At 71.2% G+C, this 23,519-nt stretch carries 22 protein-coding genes and 1 pseudogene; 14 read left to right on the top strand and 9 right to left on the bottom strand.

The genetic code is table 11. The annotated features are described in order from the left end of the window. Positions 1 to 35: 35 nt before the first annotated feature. Both ACLQ2U_RS14815 and ACLQ2U_RS14810 read right to left on the bottom strand, forming a co-directional pair. On the bottom strand, positions 36 to 1,046 hold the full coding sequence (locus ACLQ2U_RS14815) for a GNAT family N-acetyltransferase (protein WP_425751382.1): 1,011 nt from the start codon (positions 1,044 to 1,046) through the stop codon (positions 36 to 38). A gap of 72 nt (positions 1,047 to 1,118) precedes the next feature. Further along, positions 1,119 to 2,420, bottom strand: coding sequence for a lytic murein transglycosylase (locus tag ACLQ2U_RS14810; protein ID WP_425751207.1), 1,302 nt, complete (start codon positions 2,418 to 2,420; stop codon positions 1,119 to 1,121). A 56-nt stretch (positions 2,421 to 2,476) separates the two neighbouring features. Between ACLQ2U_RS14810 and ACLQ2U_RS14805 the strand changes: the two genes are divergently transcribed. Both ACLQ2U_RS14805 and ACLQ2U_RS14800 read left to right on the top strand, forming a co-directional pair. After that, entirely contained in the window at positions 2,477 to 2,698 is a 222-nt protein-coding gene (locus ACLQ2U_RS14805) for an FmdB family zinc ribbon protein (RefSeq protein WP_425751206.1), read from the top strand. Between the two features lie 154 nt (positions 2,699 to 2,852). After that, positions 2,853 to 5,672 carry an ATP-binding protein gene (locus ACLQ2U_RS14800; RefSeq protein ID WP_425751205.1) on the top strand — a complete coding sequence of 940 codons (2,820 nt, stop codon included), beginning with the start codon at positions 2,853 to 2,855 and terminating at the stop codon, positions 5,670 to 5,672. Between the two features lie 126 nt (positions 5,673 to 5,798). Here the strand turns inward: ACLQ2U_RS14800 and ACLQ2U_RS14795 are convergent, their stop codons facing one another. After that, positions 5,799 to 6,341, bottom strand: coding sequence for a phospholipase (locus ACLQ2U_RS14795; protein ID WP_425751204.1), 543 nt, complete (start codon positions 6,339 to 6,341; stop codon positions 5,799 to 5,801). 172 nt (positions 6,342 to 6,513) lie between these two features. Further along, positions 6,514 to 8,175 carry a family 10 glycosylhydrolase gene (locus ACLQ2U_RS14790; RefSeq protein ID WP_425751203.1) on the bottom strand — a complete coding sequence of 554 codons (1,662 nt, stop codon included), beginning with the start codon at positions 8,173 to 8,175 and terminating at the stop codon, positions 6,514 to 6,516. Positions 8,176 to 8,476: 301 nt separating this feature from the next. Between ACLQ2U_RS14790 and ACLQ2U_RS14785 the strand changes: the two genes are divergently transcribed. Further along, the gene (locus ACLQ2U_RS14785) at positions 8,477 to 9,982 is read left to right on the top strand and encodes an amino acid permease (RefSeq protein ID WP_425751202.1); all 1,506 of its coding nucleotides are present in this window, start codon (positions 8,477 to 8,479) and stop codon (positions 9,980 to 9,982) included. A gap of 15 nt (positions 9,983 to 9,997) precedes the next feature. Here ACLQ2U_RS14785 and ACLQ2U_RS14780 read toward each other — a convergent pair whose 3' ends face one another. The 3 genes from ACLQ2U_RS14780 to ACLQ2U_RS14770 all read right to left on the bottom strand — a co-directional run bounded on the left by ACLQ2U_RS14780 (position 9,998) and on the right by ACLQ2U_RS14770 (position 12,822). Further along, positions 9,998 to 10,723 carry a methyltransferase domain-containing protein gene (locus ACLQ2U_RS14780; protein ID WP_425751201.1) on the bottom strand — a complete coding sequence of 242 codons (726 nt, stop codon included), beginning with the start codon at positions 10,721 to 10,723 and terminating at the stop codon, positions 9,998 to 10,000. 102 nt (positions 10,724 to 10,825) lie between these two features. Next, positions 10,826 to 11,146, bottom strand: a complete 321-nt coding sequence (locus ACLQ2U_RS14775; RefSeq protein WP_425751200.1) for a hypothetical protein — start codon at positions 11,144 to 11,146, stop codon at positions 10,826 to 10,828. Positions 11,147 to 11,184: 38 nt separating this feature from the next. Beyond that, positions 11,185 to 12,822: an ABC-F family ATP-binding cassette domain-containing protein gene (locus ACLQ2U_RS14770; RefSeq protein ID WP_425751199.1), complete on the bottom strand. Its 1,638-nt coding sequence runs from the start codon at positions 12,820 to 12,822 to the stop codon at positions 11,185 to 11,187. Positions 12,823 to 12,909: 87 nt separating this feature from the next. Here ACLQ2U_RS14770 and ACLQ2U_RS14765 point away from each other — a divergent pair, with 87 nt between their 5' ends. The 9 genes from ACLQ2U_RS14765 to ACLQ2U_RS14725 all read left to right on the top strand — a co-directional run bounded on the left by ACLQ2U_RS14765 (position 12,910) and on the right by ACLQ2U_RS14725 (position 21,956). Beyond that, positions 12,910 to 13,680 carry an ROK family protein gene (locus ACLQ2U_RS14765; protein ID WP_425751198.1) on the top strand — a complete coding sequence of 257 codons (771 nt, stop codon included), beginning with the start codon at positions 12,910 to 12,912 and terminating at the stop codon, positions 13,678 to 13,680. Between the two features lie 101 nt (positions 13,681 to 13,781). Then, the gene (locus ACLQ2U_RS14760) at positions 13,782 to 14,150 is read left to right on the top strand and encodes a tetratricopeptide repeat protein (protein ID WP_425751197.1); all 369 of its coding nucleotides are present in this window, start codon (positions 13,782 to 13,784) and stop codon (positions 14,148 to 14,150) included. A gap of 128 nt (positions 14,151 to 14,278) precedes the next feature. Then, positions 14,279 to 14,533: a Smr/MutS family protein gene (locus ACLQ2U_RS14755; RefSeq protein WP_425751196.1), complete on the top strand. Its 255-nt coding sequence runs from the start codon at positions 14,279 to 14,281 to the stop codon at positions 14,531 to 14,533. Between the two features lie 513 nt (positions 14,534 to 15,046). Then, a complete protein-coding gene (locus tag ACLQ2U_RS14750; RefSeq protein WP_425751195.1) occupies positions 15,047 to 16,273 on the top strand; it encodes a low temperature requirement protein A in 1,227 nt (408 codons plus the stop codon). A gap of 458 nt (positions 16,274 to 16,731) precedes the next feature. Beyond that, positions 16,732 to 17,013, top strand: a complete 282-nt coding sequence (locus tag ACLQ2U_RS14745) for a hypothetical protein (protein WP_425751194.1) — start codon at positions 16,732 to 16,734, stop codon at positions 17,011 to 17,013. A 778-nt stretch (positions 17,014 to 17,791) separates the two neighbouring features. Continuing rightward, complete coding sequence (locus tag ACLQ2U_RS14740) at positions 17,792 to 19,525, top strand: FG-GAP-like repeat-containing protein (protein WP_425751193.1); 1,734 nt, start codon at positions 17,792 to 17,794, stop codon at positions 19,523 to 19,525. Positions 19,526 to 20,550: 1,025 nt separating this feature from the next. Continuing rightward, positions 20,551 to 21,180: an MBL fold metallo-hydrolase gene (locus ACLQ2U_RS14735; RefSeq protein ID WP_425751192.1), complete on the top strand. Its 630-nt coding sequence runs from the start codon at positions 20,551 to 20,553 to the stop codon at positions 21,178 to 21,180. Between the two features lie 7 nt (positions 21,181 to 21,187). After that, the gene (locus ACLQ2U_RS14730; protein ID WP_425751191.1) at positions 21,188 to 21,367 is read left to right on the top strand and encodes a hypothetical protein; all 180 of its coding nucleotides are present in this window, start codon (positions 21,188 to 21,190) and stop codon (positions 21,365 to 21,367) included. A 394-nt stretch (positions 21,368 to 21,761) separates the two neighbouring features. Then, on the top strand, positions 21,762 to 21,956 hold the full coding sequence (locus tag ACLQ2U_RS14725; protein ID WP_425751190.1) for a hypothetical protein: 195 nt from the start codon (positions 21,762 to 21,764) through the stop codon (positions 21,954 to 21,956). A 31-nt stretch (positions 21,957 to 21,987) separates the two neighbouring features. Here the strand turns inward: ACLQ2U_RS14725 and ACLQ2U_RS14720 are convergent, their stop codons facing one another. Beyond that, on the bottom strand, positions 21,988 to 22,311 hold the full coding sequence (locus tag ACLQ2U_RS14720) for a hypothetical protein (protein WP_425751189.1): 324 nt from the start codon (positions 22,309 to 22,311) through the stop codon (positions 21,988 to 21,990). 255 nt (positions 22,312 to 22,566) lie between these two features. Further along, positions 22,567 to 22,884, bottom strand: coding sequence for a hypothetical protein (locus tag ACLQ2U_RS14715; protein WP_425751188.1), 318 nt, complete (start codon positions 22,882 to 22,884; stop codon positions 22,567 to 22,569). Between the two features lie 129 nt (positions 22,885 to 23,013). Between ACLQ2U_RS14715 and ACLQ2U_RS14710 the strand changes: the two are divergent. Together ACLQ2U_RS14710 and ACLQ2U_RS14705 are read left to right on the top strand one after the other, a co-directional pair. Next, positions 23,014 to 23,214 (top strand): annotated as a pseudogene (locus ACLQ2U_RS14710) (tyrosine-type recombinase/integrase); the annotation flags it as partial. Positions 23,215 to 23,225: 11 nt separating this feature from the next. Next, on the top strand, positions 23,226 to 23,510 hold the full coding sequence (locus ACLQ2U_RS14705) for a hypothetical protein (protein ID WP_425751187.1): 285 nt from the start codon (positions 23,226 to 23,228) through the stop codon (positions 23,508 to 23,510). Positions 23,511 to 23,519 lie beyond the last annotated feature (9 nt).

Here is a 23,519-nt window from a genome sequence, read left to right as displayed (position 1 = left end):
CCATCCCCCGTGGGGGCCGTGTGGTGAACGACCGGTCAGCGGGAAGAGTCGACCCGGTGCACCAGCTCGGCCACGTCCACGCTGTATTCGCACCAGTCCCGGTCGGGGCGGTAGCCCAGCTCGGCGTTCACCTTGAGCATCGCCTCGTTCGCCTGGGCGTTCCAGGTCTGCACCTCGGCCAGCTCCGGCTCGGCCGAGCGCAGTTCCAGCAGCATCCGGGCCTTGATCGCCCGGTCGATGCCGTAGCCCCGGTGGCTCTGCGCCACGATCGTGTCGTACTGGTCGGCCCGGGTCGGGTGCTGGGCCGGCACCACCACCTCGGTCAGCCCGGCCACCTCCCCGGTCTGCTCGTGGATGGCCAGCACGATGTAGGGCTTCATGCCCCGCCGGTGCAGCGTGTCCAGGCTGTCGCGCAGCCGCTGCGGGTCGTACGAGCTGGGGCGCAGCTCGCCGTCGTCGACGTCGCGCACCTCGGCCTTGGCCCGCGCGTACGCCTCGATCACGTCGTCCGGCGGGCCGCCCGGGCAGAACTCCAGGTGGTAGCCGGCGCCGACGCCGGTGGCCATCTCGGCCAGCGCCGGCCAGTCCACCGCGCCGAGGTCGAGCACGCTGCGGGTCTCGACGTATTCCCTGGTGAAGCCGAGCGACTCGTAGAAGCCGACCGCCGGGGTGTCGCCGACCACCTCGACGCCGATCGACCGGAAGCCCTCCTGGTAGACCCGGCGGGCGGCCAGCAGGACCAGGTCGCGGCCCAGGCCGGTGCGCCGCGCCGAGGGGTGCACCAGCACCTCCAGCACGCCGATGTCCCCGAGCAGCAGCACGTGCACCTGGCCGAGGATCCGGCCGGGCTCAGCGGCCGACCCGTCCTGGGCCACCCAGGAGATCCGCCGCTCGCCCGGCATCACTTCGCAGAGGTATTCCCGCAGGGAACTCTCCCGCCAGGGCGGGTCCTGCGGGAGATCCGCCGCCAGGACCGCGTTCAGCGTGTCCAGCAGCGACGCGATCTCGTCGGACGACGCGGTCCGGGGATCCCACTCGCGCACCATCACCCGTCTAGCTTGCCGTCAATGGCTGCCCGGGGGAAGTGTCCGGTCCGTTAAAGTACGCGGACGATCACATCACGTGCGGCTGGCCTGACCGTAGCGGTTGGCGGTGTCGAAGACGTCCTGGGCGTACCGGCGCACGTCGTTGTAGGAGAGGATGGCCCCCCACCAGTCGCCGGCGATGGTCATGTTCCGGCCGCCCGCGCAGAGGTACCGGCCGGCGGCGAGCGCCGCGTCGTCCAGGTCGTGCGGGTCCTTCCGGCCGTCGTTGTCGGCGTCCGCGCCGATCTGCTGCCAGGTGGTCGGGATGAACTGCATCGGCCCGATCGCCCGGTCGTAGACGGTGTCCCGGTCGAAGAGCCCGCGGTCGGTGTCGGTGATCCGGGAGCGGCCGCCCTGGCCGTCGAGCGGGTCGCCGATGATCTCCGGCTCGGCCCGACCGTCCGGGTGGAGGGTGGCGCCGTTGGCCTGCCCGTGCCGGGACTCGACGTACCCGATCGCGGCGAGGGTGGTCCAGCTCAGCTGGCAGCTTCGGTTGGTCTGGGCGAGCACCAGCTCGGCGTAGCCGTACGCCTGCATGGCCACCGGCGAGACGCCCACCTCGGCGCCGGTGGCCCGGGCCCAGCCGGCGAGGGCGTCGGCGGGGCGCCCGGTGGCGGGCGCGGCGGCCGGCCCGGTCGGCGCCACCCCGCCGGGCAGCAGGCCGGGCAGTCCGGTGGCCCCGGGCACCACCGGCGCTCCGGGCACCGCGGGCGCCGCCGTCGGGTCGCCCGAGGGGGCGCCGATGCCGGTGCTCGCGGTGGCGTCCACCGCGACCGGGCTCGGCGTCCGGACGGCCGCCGGCACCACCACCGCGCCCACCGCCGCGGTCGCCGCGACCAGCCCGATCAGGAACACCCCGGGTACGGTCAGCCGCCCGCTGGGGCGCCGGGACCAGGCCCGGGTGGCCCGGGCCGCGCCGAGGACCGCCTGCCGGGGAGGGGAGAGCGGCACGGCGTGCGCGAACGGCATCCGTCGTCGTCGCCCCAGGGCCTCGGGGCTGTCGCCCTTCGTGTCACCGTCGGCGGGACCTGCCTCGCCGGAGGCGTCGGACTTCGCCGTTCCGGGGTCGCTGGTCCGGTCGGTCGCGGTCGGGTTGGCGGTGGGGGTGGGCTCGGTGCCGGCGGCCGGCTCTCCGGCACCTTCGGCTGCCGACTTCCCGGAGTCGGCCATCGGCTGCCCGGCGTCCCCGGCCGGGGGCGGCGCGTCCGGGACCGCGCGGCGGGGCCGGGGGACCGACGTCGGCTCCGGCGCCGCGCCGGTGCTGGCCAGCGGGCCGTCGGGCGGTGTCGCCGGTCGCAGGGGCCGCACCGTCGATCTGTCCTCGCCACTCGCCACGCGTCGAGTATCACCCATGTCCCTACCGACGTCAGGTCCGGCCGTACCCTGGCAGCATGCCCCGCTACGAGTTCCGCTGCCGCGCCTGCGGCGACACCTTCGAGGTCAACCGCCCGATGGCCGAGGCGGGTGAGCCGGCGTCCTGCCCGCAGGGGCACGCCGACACGGTCAAGCTCCTCTCCGCCGTCGCGGTCACCGGCCGTGGCGGCGCGGGCCCGGTGGGCGGCGCCCCGGCGGCTGCCGCGGGCGGCTGCTGCGGCGGTGGCTGCGGCTGCTGACCACGTCGCGGCGGGCCCGGCGGAGGACGTCGACCTTGCCGGGGATCGGGTCCAGTGGCACCTTGGGCCGGACGCCGCCCGGCCGTTCTCACGTTGCGTGACGGCCCGACCATAGGGCAGCATGAGCCCCACGTCAGGGGCGGAGGTTCCACGCATGTCGCCACGGATCCACCTCCCGAGCGGCTGGGTGACCTTCGTGTTCACCGACATTGAGGGTTCGACCCGGCTGGCCCAGCTGCTCGGTCCGGAATACCGCCCGGTGCTGCGGGAGCACCGTCGGCTGCTCCGCGACACCCTGGCCGGGACCGACGGCGCGGAGCTGCTGACCGAGGGTGACTCGTTCTTCCTCGCCTTCCCGGACGCCTCGGCAGCGCTGACCGCCTGCCTGACCGCCCAGCGGGCACTGTCCACCCACGACTGGCCGCACCCGGACGCCACCCCCCGGGTCCGGATGGGGCTGCACACCGGCTACGCGGAGCCGCGCGACGGCGAGTACGCCAGCCCCGAGGTGCACCGGGCCGCCCGGGTGGCCGCCGCGGCCCACGGCGGGCAGGTGCTCTGCTCGGCCTCGACCGCCCGGCACGCCGAGCCGTTGCCGGCCGGCGCGTCCCTGCTCGACCTCGGGCTGCACCGGTTGCGCGGCTTCGACGACCGGGAACGGCTCTTCCAGCTCGTCGCACCCGGCCTGGAGCGGCAGTTCCCGCGGCCGCGTACCGCCGACGCGGTGGCGCACAACCTGCCCACCCAGGTCACCTCCTTCGTCGGCCGCGAGGTCGAACGGGTCGAGCTGGACCTGCTGGTCCGGCTGCACCGGCTGGTCACCGTGCTCGGCGCGGGCGGCGGGGGCAAGACCCGGCTGGCGGTGGAGCTGGCCTCCGGGATGGTCGAGGCGTACCCGGACGGGGTCTGGTTCGTCGACATCGCCACGGTCACCGACCCGGGGCTGGTGGCGTTCGCGGTGGCCGCGGTGCTCGGGCTGCGTCCCGAGCCGGGTCGCCCGATCCTGGACACCCTGGTCGAGTACGCCGCCGCCCGCCGGATGCTGATCGTCCTGGACACCTGCGACGTGCAGCCGGCGGCCTGCGCCGAGGTGGCCTCCCGCCTGCTCACCGGCGGGGGCGGGGTACGGGTGCTGGCCACCAGCCGGGAGTCCCTCGGCCTGCCCGGCGAGGTGGTCTGGCGGATCCCACCGCTCTCGGTGGACCCGCAGCCGGGTCGGGAGAGCGACGCGGTCGCGCTGCTGCTGGACCGGATGGCGGCGGCCCGGGGCGGCCGGCTGCCGGACTGCGCGGAGGTCGCCGACCTGCGCCGGGTGGTGCAACGGCTGGACGGGCTGCCGCTGGCCATCGAGCTGGCCGCCGCCCGGCTGCGGGTGCTCTCCGCCGGCCAGCTCGCCGCCCGCCTGGACGACGTGCTGGGCACCCTCGACGCCGGGCGCGCCGACCCGGAGCCGCCCGCCGACAAGGGTTGGACCGGCAACCAGCAGGACACCGTGGACCTGGCGGCCGCGGCGGCCGGTGGCACCCCGCCCACGCCGGCGCACCGGGCGGTGCAGCGCTCCGCCATCGAACGGCACCTGACCATGCAGGCGACGGTCACCTGGTCGTACCGGACGCTCGGCCCGCGCGCGGCCCGGTTGCTGCGCTGGATGGCGGTCTTCGCCGGCCCGGTCGACCTGACCACGGTGGAGTGGCTGCTCGACGACGACCCGCTCGATCCGCTGTCGGTGCTGGTGGACAAGTCGATGGTGCTGGCCGAGCCGCACGCGTCGGGCAGCACGTACCGGATGCTCGACCCGATCCGGGCGTACGCGGCCCGCCGGCTGATCGAGGCGGGCGAGGAGCGCACCGCCCGGGACCGGCACGTGGCCTGGTCCGCGCACGCGCTGGAGCGGGCCCACCTCGGCCCGGACGGGCGACCGGTCACCCTCTCGCTCTACGCGCTGGATCCGCTGGCCGGCGAGCTGCGGGCCGCGTTGCGCTGGTGCGCCAACGGGGGCAGCGCCCGGGCCGGGCTGCGGCTGGCCGGCGGGCTGGACCAGTGGTGGCGGGAGCGCGGGTTGTCCCGGGAGGGGCGGCTCTGGCTGTTCCGGCTGTACGGCCGGATCGCCGAGACCGGAGAGTCGATTCCGGAGGCGGAGCTCGCGGCGGCGTACCACCTGCACTCGCTGCACGCCGGCGCGGACGGCGAGTTCGCCGAGGAGCTGCGCTTCTCCCAGCGGGCGGAGGCGGCGGCACGGCAGGCCGGCGACGCCGGCCTGCTCGCCCGGGTGCTCGCCGGCCGGGCCGCCCCGCTGATCGACATGGGACAGTTCGCCGAGGCGGAGCGGGTCTGCCGGGAGGTCATCGACTGGGCGCAGGAGCAGGACGTGACCGGCGACGCGCTCTTCGCCATCTACAACCTGGCCGAGCTGCTCTGGCGCCGGGGCGCGCTGGCCGAGGCGGCGGAGCTGCTCGGCGCGGCCCGCCCGGTGGAGGCGGCCCGGCCGGTGGAGCGCGGTCACCGTTCGGTGGACATGCTGCTCGGCATGGTGGCGCTGGCCCGGGGCGACCTGGTCGCCGCGCACGAGCACCTGCTGGTGGCGCTGCGGTCCCGGATGAGCCACGGCTACCACGGGCGGGCCTGTGACACGGTGAACGCGGTGGCGGTCCGCTGCGCGGCCGGCGATGACCCGCTGACCGCCGCGCGGCTCTTCGGCGCGGCCCAGGCGACCCGGGCGCAGCTGCGTGCGACCCCCGGCATCTACGGCAGCTACTGGCTGGAGCAGCAGGCGGAGCTGCGCCGGACGCTCGGCGACGCGGCCTTCGACGCCGCGTACGGCGAGGGCGGCGAGCTGGGGCTGGAGGAGGCGGCGACGCTGGCCCTGGCGGCGGAGCACCCCGACCTCGCGGCCGACTCGGTGCGCTTCGGCGCCGCCGCACTGCGCCAGTCCGGCCCGGCCTCCCGCGAGGTCGACCACCGCGAACGCGCCTGACGCCGGCGCGCCCGCGTCGACCACCGGCACCGACCTGCGCGGCAGGACTGCGACGGCGACGGCGACGGCGGGAGGCTCGCGTCAGGATCCGGCGACGCGAACCTCCCGGTCGGCGGGGCGTGCGGGTCAGCCGCGGAGGGCGGCGCGGCGCTCGGCGTCGGCCTTCATCCGGGCGGCCCGGTCGATGTCGGACTGCTGGACGGCGGCCACGGAGCCGAAGATGCTGACCGCCTCGTAGTAGGTCCAGGCCAGGCTGTAGCAGGCCGGCCGGACGACGATGTTGTAGGTGGCGCAGACCCGCTTCAGGTCGGCGTAGAAGGCGCTGTCCAGCCGGGACTTGTTGGCGGAGAACTGGCCCATCGCCTTGTAGTTGCGGTAGCCGAAGTCGTGCCGGTAGCAGGAGAGGCTGAAGCTGAACCCGAGCGGGTTGTCCGGGCTCGACGAGCAGTAGTCGGTCGACCAGTCGAAGGCGTACTCCGACCAGGCGGCCTTGTTCAGGCGGCCGGCGTTCCAGGCGTTGTAGCTGGTGGCACTGGTCTGCGTCCAGCTGGAGAGCACGCTGAGCTTCTGCGCGGTGCTCACCGCGGCGGACGCGGGCGAGGCGACACCGAGCGCCATGAGCAGCGCGAACGTGCCGGCGGTGAGTAGGGTGGCGAGGCGTCTGGGCACGGTTACCTCCGCGGGGGTGAGCGGTACGGGCGGTTACCGGCGGGTCACCGGATGCCGATCAGTGTCGATCAATCGGCGTACGTGAATCTCCATCCGACGCCGACTATTGATGACCTGCGCCGAAACAGACGAATGCCCCGGGCGCGGGGGCGTCCGGGGCATCCGTCGGTCGTCAGCGCACGAAGTGCGGCGGGCTGACCCGGCTCTCGTTCCACAGCCGGTCGAGCGCGGTCACGTAGTACGTGTACCGCTGGCCCGCCTCGGCGGTGGGGTCCACCCAGGACTGCACCTCCTCGGGCGTGGCCCGGACCGTGTCGACCAGGTGTGACGCGTCGGCGAAGTCGCAGCCGTCGGCCAGATCGGTCCCGTTGAACCGGTAGATCGCGTACGACGTCGCGGTGCCGAAGGGGCCCTTGCCATCGGCCGGCTGCCGCCAGCTCAGCCGCACCCCGTCGTCCTGTCGCTGCGACCCGGTGACCACCGGGAGGAGCAGCGGCTTGGACGGCAGGTGCGGCATGGCCGGGACCAGTGCCGGACGCGAGTAGTGCTCGGCGGCGTAGATGTCGGTGGCACCGAGCCGGTTGGCCCTCACCTGCACGGCCGAGAAGTGCACGTTGCCGAGCACCTCCGGGTACGACCGGTTGAGCGTCAGGTGGTCGGACAGCTCCCGCGGGTTCTGCCAGAACGGCCCGTAGACCGGCTCACCGCTCTTGTAGTCGGCCTGTCCGATGTAGAGCTGCACCCGGGTCCCGCGCACCGTCTCGGCCCACCACGGCACCAGTCGCGCGTAGTCGGCCGCCGGGTACTGGCCGATGTACCAGTAGAGCTGCGGGACGACGTAGTCGATCCACTCCTGCTTCACCCAGGTGCGGGTGTCGGCGGAGATGATGTCGTAGGACTGGCTGCCGGTGGTGTCCGAGCCGAGCGGGTCGACGGACTTGTTGCGCCAGATGCCGAACGGGCTGACCCCGAACTTCACCCACGACTTGGCCGCCTTGATTTTGGCGTTCATCTCCTGGATCAGCAGGTTGATGTTGTCCCGCCGCCAGTCGGCCTTGTTGGTGAACCCGCGGTTGTACGCCGCGAAGGTGGCGTCGTCGGGCACCTGGTGGGTGCCGCTCGGGTACGGGTAGAAGTAGTCGTCGAAGTGCACGCCGTCGATGTCGTACCGGTCGACCGCGTCCATCATCGCGGTCTGGACGAACTCGCGGACCTCGGGGATGCCGGGGTTGTAGTAGAGCCGGCTGCCGGCGACGCCGGCGGGCGGGTACGCGAAGGTCCAGTCCGGGTGCTGCCGGGCCGGGTGGTTCGGGGCGAGCTTCGAGATGTCCGCGCCGGCGCCGCCCGGGGCCGGCATGGAGATCCGGTACGGGTTGAACCAGGCGTGGAACTCCAGGTTGCGCTTGTGCGGCTCCTCGACGAGGAAGGCCAGCGGGTCCCAGCCGGGGTCCTGGCCGCGAACCCCGGTCAGGTACTCCGACCACGGCTCGTACGGCGACGGCCAGAACGCGTCCGCGGTCGGGCGGATCTGGACCACCACGGCGTTGTGGTTCAGCTTCTGCGCCAGGTCGAGCCAGCCCAGGTACTCCGCCTTCTGCTTGGCGACCTGGTCGGGCGCGGTCTGCGAGGCCTTGCTGGGCCAGTCGATGTTCGTCACCGACGCGATCCACATGGCCCGGAACTGGCGCTTCGGGGTGGCCGGGTCGGGGGTGCAGGTGGTCGTGGTGGGGGTGGTCGCCGAGTCGGTCTCCGCGGCGCTCGCGGGGGTGGCGGCGACGAGCGCGCCGAGCAGTGCTGCGGCGAGCCCGGCGGCTCTGAGCCGAGTTGCCTTCATGCGGTGTGTCCCTTCGTCGGGCTCCCGGGTGTGCGGCTTCGCGTGGCAAGATTCGCCAGCGGCTATCTACCGCTGGTAGGAAATTTTCACACCGGATGGGCTTCGCGCAAGGGTCTGACCTCGGATGTCCGGATACCGGTGACCGGCGTCCGGAGCGGCGCGGATCACACCGCCGACCGTGACCGGCTCCACACGCCCGGTCATGGCCCGATTGGCGCGAGAAGTGGTGATTGACGAGGGTCCGTGCTCGGTAGCATCGCCGGTCACCGGCCGCCACGGGGGTGGTCGGACGGTGGGAGGGGTGAACGCGGTGTCCGTGCTGCGGACCAAACCGATCAAGGACGTGATAGCCCAGGGCGAGGCCGACGGCAGCGACGGCAAGCTGGGACTTAAGCGCCACCTCGGCGCCCGTGACCTCACCGGCTTCGGCATCGGCATCGTGATCGGCACCGGCATCTTCACGCTCACCGGCATCGAGGCGCGGGACAGCGCCGGGCCGGGCGTGGTGATCTCCTTCGCCATCGCCGGCGTGGTCGCCCTGCTCGCCGCGCTCTGCTACGCCGAGCTGGCCTCCAGCGTGCCGACGGCCGGAAGTGCCTACACCTACGCGTACGCGACCATGGGCGAGATCGTCGCCTGGATCATCGGCTGGGACCTGCTGCTGGAGTTCGCGCTCGGGGCGGCGGTGGTGGCCCGGGGCTGGTCCGGCTATCTCGCCGAACTCTTCGGGCTGCCCACCGCCTGGTTCGGCGAGGAGGGCAGCATCGTCAACGTCGGCGCGATCGGCGTCGTGCTGCTGCTCGGCATCGTGGCCATCGTCGGCATCCGCGAGTCCGCCAAGGTGACCAACCTGCTGGTGCTGGTCAAGGTCGCCATCTGCGTCTTCATCGTGGTCGCCGGCCTGTTCTTCGTGAAGGCCGCCAACCTCACCCCGTTCATCCCGCCCGCGGAGCCCGCCGGCGCCGGCGACGACGGCATCAAGCAGCCGGTCACCCAGGCCCTCTTCGGGCTGGAGCCCTCGGTGTTCGGCTTCGTCGGCGTGCTCAGCGCCGCCGCGGTGGTCTTCTTCGCGTACACCGGCTTCGAGGCGGTGGCCAACCTCGGCGAGGAGACCCGGCGGCCCCGCCGGGACCTCACCCTCGGCCTGCTCGGCACGCTGCTGATCTCCACCGTGCTGTACATCGGCGTCTCGCTGGTCGTGGTCGGCATGGTGCCGTACACCGAGATCGACCGGGGCGCCCCGATCGCGTCGGCGTTCAAGGCGGCCGGCGCGGGCTGGGCCGGGGTGCTGGTCTCCATCGCCGCCATCGCCGGCCTGACCAGCGTGATCCTGGTCGACCTGGTGGCCATGGGCCGGATCGGCTTCGCCATCGCCCGGGACGGGCTGATCCCGCCCTCGATCGCCAAGGTGCACCCGCGCTGGGGCACCCCGTACCGGATCTCCGCGGTCATGATCGTGGTGGTGGCGCTGCTCGCCGGCTTCCTGCCGCTGTCGGCCCTGGCCGACCTGGTCAGCATCGGCGCGCTCTGCGCGTTCGTGATCGTCTCGATCGCGGTGCCGATCCTGCGCCGCAAGCGGCCGGATCTGGACCGGCCGTTCAAGGTGCCGTTCTCCCCGGTGCTGCCGATCGTCTCCGCGCTGGCCTGCTTCTACCTGATGTTGAACCTGTCGGTGGAGACCTGGATCCGGTTCCTCGTCTGGATGCTGCTCGGCGCGGTCATCTACTTCGGCTACGGCTACCGCCGCAACCGCCTCGCCGCCCACGAGCCCGCCGTCATGATCAACGCGTCGAGGGGCCGGGGGTGAGTGAGTAGGGGCGGGTCAGTCGAAGAAGCGGGAGAGGTGGGATGGGGAGGGGGGTGCGGCGTCGGGGGGGAGGGCGGTGAGGTCGGCGAAGATGGAGGCGCCGTCGCAGCCGGCGTGCAGCGGGTACCACCGGGGCTTGCCCGGCGGGCGCCGGCCGCAGATGCCCTTGAAGGTCTGCACGTCCAGCAGGCGTACGTGGGTCGGGTCGGCGACCGCGTTCACGTGCCCCCACCAGGGGCTCATCACATGCAGCACGCCGCCCGGCCGGAGCGCCCGGTGGCACTCGTCCACCAGCGGCAGGAAGTCGATCAGGTGCTCCAGGATGTGCACCGCGAAGAAGACGTCGACCGAGTCGTCGGCCAGCGGTAGCGACCCGGAGAGGTCGGCCACCGCGTCCACCCCGGTCGCCGGGTAGATGTCCAGCCCCAGGTTCGTCGGGTACTGCTTCTGGCCGCCGCAGCCCAGGTCCACCACCACCGGGTCCCGACCGGCGACCCGGACCCGGGACCAGATGCCGAGCACCCCGGCCAGCCGCCCCACCAGGTCGCGGACCAGCCGCAGCTGGGCCGGTTCGGCGACCTCGCCGGTGAGGTGGGCGACCCCCCGGTCGAACCGCACCTCGACCGGGAGCCCGCGTACCCGCTCGTCGTGCCGGGCCTGCTCGGCCCAGGCCTCGGCGAGGAACCCGTCGATCGCCCGCAGCCGGTCGGCCGAGGGCGGCGTCTGCGCCAGCGCGACCATGGCCACCTCCCGCCGGCCGTTACCCGCATCTCCGCCCGGTATGCGTGGCAGGTCCGGACGGCGGGGCCGGCCAGAGCCGGGCGGCGGGGGCCGCGGCCGGGCTCAGCCGGAGATGGTCCGGCGGGTGCCCCGCCCCGCGCCCCGGATCCGCTGCCGCGGCTGCGGGGTCACCGCCTTCGGCCGCTTGAGGTGGTAGCGGTGCAGCTCGGTGAGGCCCTCGAGGGACGGGTCCTCGCTCATCCCGACCAGCTCCCAGCCCTGGTCGCCGGCCCGGTTGAGGTGGGCCAGCGCGGTGTCGCCGTACGGCGTGACGTCGACCATCGAGCCGTCCGGGCTGTACCAGATGAAGACGACCTCCCACCCGATGTCGGTGGTGGCCGCCTGGCGGCGGCGGACCAGCAGCGCGTACTCCCACTTGAGCATGGAGTCATTCTCACCCGGCGCGCGCCCGCCGGCACGGATCAATCCTCGGCGATCCGTCCGGCGTCGACCCGCAGCCGCCGGTTGACGGTCACCGCGTCCAGCATCCGCCGGTCGTGGGTGACCAGCAGCAGCGTGCCCGGATAGCTGGCCAGCGCCGATTCCAGCTGCTCGATCGCCGGCAGGTCGAGGTGGTTGGTCGGCTCGTCCAGCACCAGCAGGTTGACCCCGCGCCCCTGCAACAGCGCCAGCGCCGCCCGGGTCCGCTCGCCGGGCGACAGCGTCGCCGCCGGCCGCAGCACGTGCGCCGCGCGCAGGCCGAACTTGGCCAGCAGCGTCCGCGCGTCCGCCGGCGCCAGCTCCGGTACGGCGGCACCGAACGCGTCCAGCAGCGGCTGGTCGCCGAGGAAGAGCCCGCGGGCCTGGTCGACCTCGCCGACCACCACCCCGGGGCCGAGCGCGGCGTGCCCCTCGTCGAGCGGCAGCCGGCCGAGCAGTGCGGCGAGCAGGGTGGTCTTGCCGGAGCCGTTCGCCCCGGTGATCGCCACCCGGTCGGCCCAGTCGACCTGGAGGTCCACCGGGCCGAGGGTGAAGCCGCCCCGGCGGACCGCCGCGCCACGCAGCGAGGCCACGATCGCGCCGGCGCGGGGCGCGGCGGCGATCTCCATCCGCAGCTCCCACTCCTTGCGCGGCTCCTCGACCACATCCAGCCGCTCGATCAGCCGCTCGGTCTGCTTGGCCTTCGCCGCCTGCTTCTCCGTCGACTCGGCGCGGAACTTGCGGCCGATCTTGTCGTTGTCGGTGGCCTTGCGCCGGGCGTTCTTCACGCCCTTCTCCATCCACGCCCGCTGGGTGCGCGCCCGGGCCTCCAGCGCCCCCCGGGTGTCGGCGTACTCCTCGTAGCCGGCGCGGGCGTGCCGGCGGGCCACCTCCCGCTCCTCCAGGTAGGCGGCGTAGCCGCCGCCGTAGTGCCGGACCTGCTGCTGGGCCAGGTCCAGCTCCAGCACCCGGGTCACCGTGCGGGTGAGGAACTCGCGGTCGTGGCTGACCAGCACCGTGCCGGCGCGCAGCCCGGTGACGAACCGCTCCAGCCGTTCCAGGCCGGCCAGGTCCAGGTCGTTGGTGGGCTCGTCGAGCAGGAAGACGTCGTACCGGCTGAGCAGCAGCGAGGCCAGCCCGGCCCGGGCGGCCTGGCCGCCGGAGAGGCCGGTCATCGGGTGGTCCAGGTCGACCGTCAGCCCCAGCTCCGCGGCCACCTGCTCCGCGCGTTCCTCCAGGTCCGCGCCGCCCAGACCGAGCCAGCGCTCCAGCGCCTCGGCGTACGCGTCGTCGGCACCGGCCGCGCCCGTGCCGAGCGCCTCGGTGGCGGCGTCCAACGCCGCCTGCGCCGCGGTGACCCCGGTACGCCGGGCCAGGAAGTCGCGGACCGTCTCGCCCGGCCGGCGCTCCGGCTCCTGCGGAAGGTAGCCGACGGTGGCGGTGGGCGGGTTGAGCGAGACGCTGCCCAGCTCGACCGGCTGGATCCCGGCGAGGGTACGCAGCAGCGTCGACTTGCCGGCCCCGTTGACCCCCACCAGGCCGACCACGTCGCCGGGGGCGACCACCAGTTCCAGGTCGGAGAAGAGCAGCCGGTCACCGTGGCCGGCGGCGAGGTCCTTGACGATCAGCGTGGCGCTCATGAGGAGCCGAGCGTACCGGGGCGGGCACCGGTCGCCGATCGGATGACCCGGCGTACGTGCGCCGGGGAGCTGAGAGAGACTCACGGCGTGGTGACCACTCTGGCGATCGACTGCGGCGGCGGCGGGATCAAGGCCTCGGTGCTGGACGGGGCCGGCACAATGCGGGCCCGGCCGTTGCGGGTGCCCACGCCGTACCCGCTGCCGCCGGCGCTCCTCGTGAAGACGCTGCTGGAGCTGGGCGGCCGGCTGCCCGCGGCGGACCGGGTGACGGTCGGGATGCCCGGCATGATCCGGCACGGCGTGGTGGTGGCCACCCCGCACTACGTCACCCGCTCCGGGCCGCGCAGCCGGGTCGACCCGGACCTGGTCGCCGAGTGGTCCGGGTACGACGCCCGCAGCGCCCTCGCCGACGCCTTCGGCGTGCCGGCGCTGGTGCTCAACGACGCCGAGGTGCACGGTGCCGGGGTGGTCGCCGGCACCGGCTGCGAGCTGGTGCTGACCCTCGGCACCGGGCTGGGCAGCGCGCTCTTCGACGGCGGGCTGCTCGCCCCGCACCTGGAGCTGTCGCACGCCCCGGTGCGCTGGGGCACCACCTACGACACGTACGTGGGGGAGCCGGAGCGCCGCCGGCTCGGTGACGCATTCTGGTCCCGGCGGATCCGGCAGGTGGTGGAGGGGCTGCGGCCGGTGTTCCGCTGGGACCGGCTCTATCTCGGCGGTGGCAACTCGCGGCTGATCCGCCCGGAACAGGTGGCCCGGATGGGGGACGACGTCGTGGTCGTCCCGAACACGGCCGGGATCGTGGGTGGCGTCCGGGCCTGGGAGCTCGCCGCCCAGCGGTACGACCCGACCGGTTGAGCCGTCCCCGGGCGTGGCCGTCCCCGAGGAACATTCGCGGTACGGCTGATGTTGTGCCAGCGTCGGATCAGTGGCGGCGCGAGACGAGGAGGTGGGTCGGGATGGATCTTCTGGCGGAGTACCGGCGGGCGACCATGTTCTTCGAAGCGGGTGACCCGACCGCAGCGGCCCGGCTGCTCGAGCCGATCGTCGAGGCCGAGCCCGGCAACTCCTCGGTACGCCAGCTGCTGGCCCGGGCGTACTTCAAGTCCGCCCAGCTCAGCCGGGCGGAGGAGCAGTTGCGGGAGTTGGTCGACCGGGACCCGAGCGACCACTACGCCCACCACGTGCTGGGCCGGACGCTGGAGCGGCTGAACCGCTACCCGGACGCGCTGCGGCACCTGCGGATCGCGGCGGCGATGCACGCCACCAACGACGACTACGTGACCGCGCTGCGCCGGGTGGAGAGCCGGCTCAGCGCGGGCCGCTGACGGCAGCGGCGGACGGGACGGATGGGACGGTCGGGGCAGCTCGGGAAGGGCTGCCCCGACGCGTGTCCGGGGCCCGGCGGCCGGCCTAGCATTGCGGGCATGGGACCTGACCTGGCGGTGGACGCGGCATGAAGCTGAAGCTGGACCTGCACGACGTCTTCAACAAGGGCCACGACATCGACCGGGCGCTGCGCGGGATCATGGACGAGGCGGTGGCCAAGAAGGCCACCCTCGTGGAGATCATCCCTGGCAAGGGGTCCGGTCAGCTCAAGAAGCGGGTGCTGCGGTTCCTCGACCAGAAGGACGTCAAGCAGCTCTACCACCGGGTGGAGAAGGACTCGAAGAACTTCGGCCGCCTCTTCGTCCACTTCCGCTGGAAGTAATAGCCCCGGCTTTCCCGACCTCCCACGCTTCCCCCGAGATGGCTCCTGACCTGCCGAAACGGCTTCCGTCGGTTTCCGGCATCTTCCGCTGCTACTCGTGCTCAGTTGTGCCGGATCTGTGCCACGTGATCATGACGAACTTGCCGGCTTCCGCGGCCGGCCCTTGGTCGAGCAGCGCTACCGGGCCGACTTGGGGCGCACTGTAAATCCGTCGCGAAAGCTTCAGAGGTTCGAATCCTCTACCCGCCACCAGGTGCGAAGACGGCCCCTGATCAGCAGAAATGCGGTCAGGGGCCGATCTTGTCTGGTCCCGCTGAGTCCAGCCGCTACCCGCCGTCGCTCAGGGTCCGGGGGCGTATCGGGGGTGAACCGGGAGAGGGTGGGACTAGACGTGCCGTCCCCTGATAGGGGCCTCCTAATCGGGCCAGGAGTGGTTGGCGGTCACCGGTGGGTGGCTTCCCACTGGGTGTACGACGTTCAACCCCCGGTCAGCCTGCGTTGTGCCCGGCGAGTATGAGCGGTATGGGGGATCGGGAAGGCGGTGGACAGGGTCAGGACCTGTTGCAACGTCGCGAGGACGTGCGGCAGGCCAACTTCCTGGAACTGTTCGTCGACCTGGTGTTGGTGTTCGCCCTGGCCGGGGTCGTCACCCGGGTCGCGCGGGACATCGTCAGCGAAGACGTTGTCGTCCGGTGGCGGGCGATGGCCTTCCTGCCGGTGCTGTCGCTGCCGCTGATCTGGCTGTGGATCACGACCGCGCACATCACCAGCTGGTTTGACCCCCGCCGCCGCAAGATCCAGTGGATCGTGCTGGCCAGTGCCTTCGGGCTGCTGGTCATGTCGACCTCGCTGCCGCGCGCGTTCGTCGGCCGCGGGTGGGCTTTCGTGCTGCCGTATGTGATCCTGCAGTGCGGCCGGCCGCTCATCCTGATGCCCGCGCTGCGCGGACATCCCCTGCGGCAGCTTTACCTCCGGTCGGTGCTGTGGTTCGCGGCCTCGGCGGTGATCTGGTTCGCCGGCGCGGCCGTCAGTGGCGGCGCCCGGGCCGCCCTGTGGGGGGCCGCGGTAATCGTTGACTTCGTCGCCGCGCAGCTGCGCTGGCCGGTACCGGGGATGGCCGGGCCGACGGTCAGTGCGTGGGCCACGGACAGCCGCCACCACCTGCCCGAACGCTACCAGCAGCTCTTGATGATCGCCCTCGGGGAAACCCTGCTCGCCGCCGGTACCACGCTGACCAACCAGCCGGTTACCGCAGCGACCGCCGCGGGGCTGGTGGTGGCGTTCCTGTCGACGGTGCTGCTCTGGCGCATCTACTTCTACCGCTCCGGCCAGGTCCTCGCCGAAACCGTCGCTGCGGCGGGGGACAGGGACGCCGCTGGCCGCGCCATCGGCACTGCCCACGTCGTCATGGTGCTGGGCATCGTCGCCACCGCTGTCGGCTTCGAGATCGTGCTGAAACACCCGGACGGCCCGCCCGAGCCGGCGTGGCTCATCGCGATCCTCGGCGGTCCGGCACTGTTCCTCTACGCCCGTATCCGTCTGGAACGCGCCGTGTTCGACCGGCTTTCCATCCGCCGCGTCGTCGCCATCGCCGCCCTGGCGGTCGCCGCAATCCCCCTGTATTTCGTCCCGACGCTGCTCGCTGCGGTCGTGGCCGGGCTCGTACTGCTCGCCGTCGCCCTCGCCGACGCCCGCCACGCCGCCGGCCGGCCCCCCGAGGCTCCCTCCCCGGCGCACTAGGTCATGTTTCCTAAGGCCTGGCCCTTCCCAGGGCTGAGCGCCGTCCGGCTCGGGAGCCAACAGGGGCCGACAGCGGCCAGGCCGAGGTGGAGCTCTGACCCCCGCCGGGGGGATGCGGACCGAAGTTGTCGGCTGCTGCGGGCTGGTAGCGGCTCGTGTCGGGGAGCAGGTGCGGGTTGCCGTCGGTCGACGTTCGGCACCGACCCCGATCAGAGCTCCTGCTGCCTTCTCGCTGCCTCGCTGCTGCCCGACGCCTCGTTTACAAGCTCTGTGCAGCACGTCCGTCCTTGTCCGGGGACGGTCGTTAGCTCGGAGTACCGTCCGTTCCCGCCCTCACTGATGCGCCGCCGTCCGGTGCGGTTGCTGTCGGCGTTGCTGTCGGCAGCTTGCCCGCCGGCCCACGCCTTTCGAGAGGGCCTGGGATGATCGGGAGAGCCGGGTTGTTCTAGGAGGCGAGCGTGACCACGGTCGCGTGGGCGGTGCGGCGCGAGCACCGCTACCACCACATCCTGCACATGCTGCGCACCGAGGCCCGCCGCCGAGCCGGCGAGCCGATCCCGGCCGCCCAGCTGAAGAAGCTGGAAGGCTGGCTGCGGAACCTGAGCGAGCAGGACGTGGTCGTCCACTACGACCCGGACACCGAGCAGGGGTGGTGGCTGGTCCACCGCCGGCCCGGGGTTGACGACGACCTGATCCGCGTTCCCGATCGCGTGACCCGTCAGGGTGGGTCCAGGGAGTAGTCGGGCTGGCGCTACGGAGAGCAAGCTACGTGACGCGACAGCAGCTCCACTGCGTTCGGACAACGTCCGGGTCTCTTCAGCTTCGGCCCGGCGGCCCACGCTCCCGACCCCCGCCGGGGGGAACCTGGTCGGCGTTGCCGACCAGCGTCAGCGGGTGTCGCCCTGTAGCCTTATCCTCTGTGCCATGCCGGCTGTGACCATCGGCGTTGGTCACGCATAACGGCGTTCGCTGACTTTCTGCTGACTCCCCTAGTCGCTGGACGACTGGACGCACCATCGACCTCTTCGTCCCGAACCTGGCGGCAACACGGCCCGGTTCGGTCTGGTGCGAGGGCCAGGCAGGCTACCTCGGCTCGGTGTAGGCGCTTCCGGTTGCCAGCGTTGCTGTACTTCGCTGCTGTACCGACCCCCACACTGCCATGAGCCGGCAAAGGGCGGCCCAGTGTTGCTCAATGGTTCCGCCGAGGTACGGGTGATCCGGCCGTGTGTGGCGGCTTGGCTACTCGCGTGGCTACTCAGGCGTGCCGAGCCATCGGTTCTGAGCCTGCTATGAGCGCGCTGTGAGCGCGGGGCGCCATCCTCGTCCGGGAACTCCACGCCAAGCTCCTGCACAGCTGTCGAGGCAGTCGCTCGAGCGGCAACGCCATCGACGACCAGCCCAACGGCAGCTTCATGGTTGACGAAGAGGGCGAGATCAGGCCCGCCTGAATTCGGAAGTTTTGCTGGGTGGGTCTCGGGCCGGGGCCACCGTCTGGCTAGTTAGGAAAGAAGGTGCGACATGCTCAGGAAGGGCTTGGGGTGTGGCATGGTTGGGGGTGCGGCGTCCGCCGTTCTCGCTGGCCTGTTGGCGGTGGTGCCGTCGGTGGCGATGGCACAAGCGGGTGGGGTGACTTTCAATCCGCCGACCGACTTCCCGGTTGGCCTTACCCCAGCCTCGGTCGCGGTGGGGGATCTCAACGGGGACAACCACCCGGACCTGGCGGTCGCCAACTTCGACGCGGGCACCGTGTCGGTGTTGTTGAACGACGGTTTTGGTGGATTCATCAACCGCACCGACTTCCATGTCGGCGCCTGCCCAGCCTCGGCGGCGGTCGGGGATCTCAACGGGGACGGCCGCCCGGACCTGGCTGTCGCCAACTTCTGCGAAAATACCGTGTCGGTGCTGTTCAACGACGGTTCTGGTGATTTCGCCAACCGCACCGACTGGCTGGTTGGCTTTGCGCCCAATTTGGTGGCGGTGGGGGACTTCAACACCGACGGCAATCCCGACCTGGCTGTCGCCAACCTTGGGGATCATACCGTGTCGGTGTTGCTGAACGACGGCTCTGGTGGTTTCGCCAACCACACCGTCTTGTTGATCGGCGGCAGTACGGCTTCTGTGGCGGTGGGGGACTTCAACACCGACGGCAGCCCTGATCTGGCAGTCACCGACACAAGTACCAACCGTAAATTGCGGGTGTTGTTCAACGACGGTTCTGGTGGTTTCGCCAACCGTACCGACTTGTCGATGCCCGCAGCCCCCAATTCGGTGACGGTGGGAGATTTCAACACCGACGGCATCTCCGACCTGGCAACCGCCAACGCTGACGGGCCCACTGTCTCGGTGTTTCTGAACGACGGTTCTGGTGGTTTCGCCAACCGTACCGACTGGTCAGTCGGCCTTTCCCCGAGGTCGGTGGCAGTGGGGGATTTCAACACCGACGGCAGCTCTGATCTCACTACCGCCAACAATTTCGCGCATAGCGTGTCGGTGTTGCTGAACGACGGTTCTGGTGGTTTCGCCAACCGCACCGACTTCACGGTCGGCGCCGTCGCCCAGCCACTCTCGGTCGCGGTCGGAGATTTCAACAACGACGGCCGCCCCGACGTGGCAACCGCGAACACTCCCGGGAACAGTGTCTCGGTGTTGTTGAACACCACGGGGTCCAACGCACCGCCCACCATCACCGTCGCGGCGGGTGGGCGATGTGTGACTGGCACGTCCGGCAGCATCAACCTCAGGGTGGGCGATGCGGAAAGCCCAGCCGGGGATCTCGTCGTGACTGTGACCTCGTCGAACCAGGTACTGGTTCCGGACGCCAACATCACCCTCGGTGGTTCGGGCGCTGACCGCACCCTGTCGGTAGCCACGGTGGCATCCCAGACCGGAAGCGCGGTCGTGACTTTGCAGGTCAACGATGGCACCAACACCAGCGCCCCCGTCAACGTCAACGTCATTGCTGGGCGCCCCCAAGCGGAAAAGATCGGCGGTACCGCGCACCCCGATATGATCTTTGGCAAGAACGGAGACGACACCATCGGCGGCCGGGACGGAAACGACCTGTTGTGCGGCGGGAACGGCAACGAAAGCCTTGGGGGCAACGGCGGTGACGACACGATGTACGGCGCCAACGGCGACGACATGCTCTTCGGCGACGCCGGCGCGGACTACTTCAGCGGCGGGAACGGAACAGACGCCGCGGAAGACCTGAATGCTGCCGAAGGAGACACCCACGACGGCACCATTCCCTAAGCAGGCGAGGATGAGGTGAGGTGGACCGGCCCAAGCACCTGTCCACCTCACCCGTGCCACGGTCCGCGATCGTCCGCCGATGGTCGCCGGTTTGGCTGCTCGGCGGGAACCTGACGCCTCGCTTACAAGCTCTGGGCACCTCGTCCGCCCGCATCCGCGCATGTCCGTCAACTCGGGCAACCGTCCGTACGGTGCCGACCACGGCTGTGCTCGTCCGGGTCGGTTGCTGTCAGCGTTGCTGTCGACAGCCGCTCGCCCCACCAGGTAATCAACGACCGGAGGCCGCGGGGCCGTCGCGGTGGCACCTGCTCATGGCGCGGGCGGTGTTCCGCCAGGCATGGCCGCCAAAGGTGCCGCTGCGGATGCCCGCCTCACCCCCGGATACGGTTCAGACGTGGCCGACTTCAATCGGTGGTGGAACAGCCTCTCCGAATACGACCGTGACCTGTTCCTCCAGCACGTCGACTCACCGACACTGCCAGTAGAGGTCATGCACCGGGCATACACGACAGCCCAGCGCACCGCCCCCGACATCTGGCCGCGAACGAGCGGCGCCTCGGGTTCGGCTTCCCGACCGGGATGCAGCAGTTCCTTCGAGAGAAGGCCGCCGAGCCCCGCCCCCCACGGCATGAAACGAACCCCAAGCAGCCGCGGCGCTGTCGTTCTGCGGCGGCCCTCCGCTTCCCGCTCTCCGCGCCAGCCGCCGGGCATCAGGCGTGACGCCGCAGAGCGCCAGCGGCAGCGGCGGCGGCGCGCGCCCAGGCGGCGGCGCGTGCGGCCCGTCTCGGGCCGCCTTGAAGACGTACAGAAAGTTTGAACCAGTTCGCCGGCATCGCCGGCAGCCGGCCGATTCGAACGCGTGTTTTGATTAAGCCGCTTCGGGTGGCGGTGTGTGATCGCCGATGGAATGGGGGCACGGGCCGGCGGGACATCTGGGTGGCGATCGGTCAGACGAGGCGCGGTGCCGCGCCCGTTCCGGCAGACTGCGCTGAGGACGTCACGATTCGATAATCGAGGAGTCACGAATGCGCCTGACCAAGTACGGCCATTCCTGCGTACGCATCGAGCACGACGGGGGAGTGCTGGTCATCGACCCGGGAGTGGTCAGCGAGCGGGACGCACTGGACGGCGTGGACGCCGTGCTGATCACCCACGAGCACCCCGACCACGTGCACGTCGAGGCGCTGACCGCCCAGCACGAGCGGCGCCCGTTCACCCTGCACGGGCCGGCGTCGCTGGCCTCCACTCTGGACGGCCTGGCCGACCTGCTCGAGCCGGTGGAGCTGGGCTCGAGGTTCACCGCCGCCGGCATCCCGGTCCGCGCCTACGGCGGGCGACACGCCGTGATCCACCCCGACATCCCGGTGGTGGACAACCTGGCGTACCTGGTCGACGACCGGGTCTACCACCCCGGCGACTCGCTCGTCGTGCCGGAGGACATCCAGATCGACACCCTCTTCCTGCCCATCCACGCCCCGTGGACGAAGTTCTCCGAGTCGCTGGACTTCCTCCGGGCGGTTGGCCCGCGCCGGGCGTACGCGCTGCACGACGGGTATCTCAACGACAACGGGCTGGGCGTGCTGAACGGCAACTTCAGCCGGCTCTACGAGGGGGAGTACCGCCGGCTCGAATCGGGTACCCGGGTCGACGCCTGACCCGGCGATGCCCGGCCCCCCCCGAGAGCTGGTGCAGCGGATCTACACCACCCCACCGGACCGGTCCGTCGCGATCCACGCGGCCACGACGGAGGGTGCCCCGCCGGCCAGGAAGCTGCCGCTGGCCGAGGTGGAGGTGGCCCTGAACGCCGCACTCTCCGATCCGCCATGCTCCCGCGACCGGTAGCGTCACCGGCTCAACGGCAGATATCTGCCCGCACGTGCATGCCACACCATGCCGGCAGGTCCGCTGCCCACACCCGCCAGCCGCCAGCGTCTCGCCGCGTCTCGAACCGCCACGGGTGGGCTGTGCCGCTGAGCTCCGTGCGAGCGGCAGCCTTCCACCGCCCAAGTCAATCGCGGGCCGGGCGCCTGCTGCACGGCCCAGGCGATCAGGTCGCTGTAGCCGTCAGGGCTCGCCTCGACGGTGATGGTGGCGACCTCTCGGCCAGCGCCATCGACCAGGCAAGCGATTCGGCGCGAAGCTCGATCTGCTGGCGGCTTCGGTGGAGGCACATGGTGGGCGGGTAGTGAGCCGGCACGTCCAGCGGCGGGGTGTCTCGCACGGCGGTGCGGCCAAGATGAACGTACCGTTCTCTCGACGGACGCTGATTAGCCCCGGCAAGGCGCGCGAAATCGCGCAAGCGTGCCGAGCTGCGGAGGTCGGCGTTGCGGTCTTCGCGAACCCGCTGACGAAGCACCAACGAGCTGTCCTCGGCGGCATGTTCGGGTGCTTCGTGATCAGCGGCGAGGACCTTTTCGCCCTCGGGCGGTGAGCGCCCGGACATACCGCTCCGGGCGGCCACGTCAGCTTGCCAGGCCATACGACCAGTGCAGCGCGACGTCGGGCTTCATCAGTAGCCACAGGGCGGAAGCCGGCGAGTCGTCCGGGAAGTCGAGCCGTAGCAACTCGCGACCATGGATGCGTTCGACTCGGACGCCCTGAACGCCACGCAGATCCAGGTCGAGCAGCTCAGCTCCATCGGGAACCGTCCGCAACCGTAGCCGAACGACCTCATATCTTGGCTCGATGTGCATCTCGATGTCGTAGCCGGCTCGCCTGCTTCGGAACGTCACTGCCGTGTAGGGCCACAGCTCTCGCCAGTAGCGCCGGGATACCAGGCGTTTCATGGCGGTCAGCAGACCTCTGCCGTGGCCGGACAAGATCAGATGTACGGATCTGCCGCTGTCCGCGCGTCCCTGGCGCGCACTTGTCCGTCGACCGGTAGCAGGCGGCGGATCCGTCACGCGGTGTGACGACCTGGCACCCGTCGGCCGACGAACTGTCACCCATCAACTGGAACAGATGCGTAACGTAAGTGGAGCCCGACACCCGGCAGTCGGCCGAGTCAGCACAGGCGTTCGATGAGCGCCGAACTCTCGGCACTATCCCCCGGTCATCCGCCGAACGAGATCAGCTGATGCCGCCCCGACGACAGCCACTGCGGCTACCAAAAAGACCCCGGCCACGATGTACTGCATGACGCGCGAGAAGGCACGCTCGTGGTCGGGGTCTGGCTCACCGAAGAACTTCACCCCCGGATTGAACCGGCGGCCCGTCGCGATCGAGCGACGCGCGTGAGAATCACGGTAGCGCCGGAAGTTGGTGATGATGGCGATCGGCCACAGCGCTAAGAGCAGGCCGAAGATGAGCATGAAAACGACCGCTCCCGCGCTGGAGTCGGCGAGTGAGTTGGCAGCCATGGGGTTCCTCCATCGACGAGGGGTCCGACAACGCTACGGCGACGCAAGGAATGCTCGTAGACCGGCAGCGCGACTGACTGAACCACACCGGCCTGTGCGCCGCTCGATGTCGACGAGGTAGATGGTCACCGGGCATTGCGCCACTACTTCGCCACGCTGTTGATCCACGGCGGGGCGAGCGTGAAGACGGTTCAGATGGCGCTGGGGCATGCGACGCCGATCACGCTGAACACGTACGCGGGGGAGTGGCCGGAGGCGATCGATCGGACGCGGAACCTGGTTGACGCGGCCCTATGCCAGCAGTCCGGCGCTCGGCTGGTGACCCGGTGATGAGCCGAGTTGTGCCCGATCTGTTCCCGCGATCTTGGGTCGGCGTTGCGTCGCAGGTCAACGTCGTGGTCTTCTCCGATTCGTGCATTTCCGCTGGAAGTAAGAGCCCCGGCCTCCCGACCTCCCACGCTATCCCCGGCATGGCTTCTGACCTGCCGAAACGCCTTCCGTCGGCCGCTGCTGGTCCTCTCGATGTCACCCGCGAGCCGCCCGAGCGCCCGTACGGGATCGACTTTGGCATCCGCGACCCGCTCGGCAACAGGACCCGCATCGGCCAGATGCACCTGCGGGGCTGAGGGGCGGAC

This window comes from Micromonospora sp. DT47 (assembly GCF_049844475.1).
In the GTDB taxonomy this organism is placed as follows: Bacteria; Actinomycetota; Actinomycetes; order Mycobacteriales; family Micromonosporaceae; genus Micromonospora.
The sequence above is the reverse complement of the archived record's forward strand: the minus strand, read 5'-3'. Positions and strand labels throughout refer to the sequence as shown.